Source organism: Acidovorax sp. HMWF029 (assembly GCF_003060895.1).
Taxonomy (GTDB): domain Bacteria; phylum Pseudomonadota; class Gammaproteobacteria; order Burkholderiales; family Burkholderiaceae_C; genus Acidovorax.
The window spans coordinates 1-2,184 of sequence record NZ_QAIH01000184.1 but is presented as its reverse complement, the minus strand read 5'-3'; the positions used below and the strand labels follow the sequence as shown (position 1 = coordinate 2,184).

Below are 2,184 nucleotides of genomic sequence, written 5' to 3'. Positions count from 1 at the left end.
GGCTGTGCAGGCGCTCGGGCCAGGGGGACGATGGCGTGGCTGTAGCCGCGAGGACGCCTGGTGCCTGCCCGGATGCCTGTGGGCCAGCGCAACCCGCCAGCACCAGCAGCGCACAGCCCAGCGCCATCGGCAGGGGCCGGGCGCGCGAAAAAGAAGGGGATGGTCTTTGCATGCCGCGATGCTACGCGGGGCGCGCTTGACGCAGGTCAAGAAACCTCAACCCCCCCCTGCCTACACTGCGCCCCATGCGGTCCAAGCCCACGCTCACCACAAAGCTCCTGGCCCTGGGCGCTGGCTTCTTGCTGGTGGCGCTGGCGTCCATCAGCCTCACGCTGTGGGTGACCTGGAAACTCGAAGGCGGCGCCGCCGCCGTGAACGAGGCCGGCCGCCTGCGCATGAACATGTTGCGCATGGTGCTGGTGCTGCAGACAGAGCCTGCCGAGGTGGTGCAGGAGCGCGCCCGCCTGTTCGACGCCAGCCTGGAGCTGCTGCGCACGGGCGACCCCTCGCGCCCTCTGTTCGTACCCTGGAGCGACGAGACCCGCTCCCGCTTTGAATCCATCCGCAGCCAGTGGGCCCTGGCACGCAGTCGCTGGGTGGCCTCGCAACCGCCCGACCGCACGCTGGCCCTGGCCCAGGCCGACGCCTTTGTGGCGCAGGTGGATGGTTTTGTGGACGCCATCGAGATCCAGATCGCGGGCTGGACCGCCGCACTGCACCTGTTCCAGCTGTTCATGATGGCGCTGGCCATTGTGGCGGCCGTGACTTTCATGGCCGTGAGCTACCTACTGGTCATCAACCCCGTGGCGCGCCTGCAGCAGGCACAGGCCCGCCTGCGCCAGGGCGAGCTGGGCACGCGCCTGCCGGTGGATACGGATGACGAGTTCGGCCAGCTCTCGGCGGGTTTCAACCTCATGGCCCACGCGCTGCAGGCATCGCATGACGATCTCGAGCACAAGGTGGTGGAGAAAACCGCCAGCATTGCGGTACAGAACCAGCGCCTGGCCGCGTTGTACGAGGTGAGTGCCCTGGCCAACACCGCTGGCAGCCTTGAGCTGCTGGCGCAAGGCTTTGTGCAGCAGATCCGCCGCGTTGCGGGGGCCGATGCCGCCGCCGTGCGCTGGTCCAATGAGGCCAACGAGCGCTATGTGCTGCTGGCGGGCGACGGCCTTCCCCAGGCCATGGCCCAGGGCGAGCACTGCCTGCACACGGGCAGCTGCCTGTGTGGCCAGCCGCAGGAGCAGGCGCGCACGCGCGTCATCCCCATCACGCCGTCCACCGCTGTGGCGCTGCCCCATTGCCGAGACGCGGGGTTCGAGACCATGGTCACCATTCCTGTGCAGATGCAGCATCGCCTGCTGGGCGAGGTGAACCTGTTCTTCCGCACTCCAATCGAGATGACCGACGAGGTGCGCGAGCTGCTCGAAGCCCTGACGCGCCATCTGGCCAGCGCCATGGAGGGCCTGCGTGCCACCGCGCTGGAGCGCGAGGCGGCCGTGGCCGAGGAGCGCAGCCTGCTCGCGCGCGAGCTTCACGACTCCATCGCCCAGTCGCTGGCCTTCCTCAAGATCCAGACCCAGCTGCTGCGCGACGCCGTGGCGCGCGGCGACGAGGCCAAGCGCGACCGCAGCATCAGCGAGCTGGATGTGGGCGTGCGCGAGTGTTATGCCGATGTGCGCGAGCTGCTGGTGCATTTCCGCACCCGCACCAGCGAGGAGGATATCGAATCCGCCCTGCGCGCCACGCTGTCCAAGTTCGAGCACCAGACCGGCATCGTCACCACGCTGGGCATGGTGGGCCACGGCCTGCCGCTGGCGCAGGACGTGCAGATCCAGGTGCTGCACATGGTGCAGGAAGCCCTGTCGAACGTGCGCAAGCACGCTGCCGCCACGCGCGTGGACCTGCTCGTGCACCGCCACCCCCGCTGGCGCTTCGAGGTGCAGGACAACGGCCAGGGATTCGACATCGCTGCAGTGCTACCCGACTCGCTGCATGTGGGGCTGGGCATCATGCGCGAGCGCGCCCACCGCGTGGGCGCCGTGCTGCAGGTCGATTCCACGCTGGGGCAGGGCACGCGGGTGCGCATCGAGCTGCCCACGGGGACTGCCGCCGCTGCGGCTGACCCGCCACCGGCGTCACCTGCTGCCTGGATGCCACAGGCCACGGCATCGCAGGCCTCTACAC

The 2,184-nt window shown here is 69.1% G+C and carries 1 protein-coding gene; it reads left to right on the top strand.

The genetic code is table 11. The features are described 5' to 3' along the window. Positions 1-245 precede the first annotated feature (245 nt). A partial coding sequence (locus DBR12_RS12620; RefSeq protein WP_233244434.1) for a type IV pili methyl-accepting chemotaxis transducer N-terminal domain-containing protein occupies positions 246-2,184 on the top strand: 1,939 nt, incomplete at its 3' end.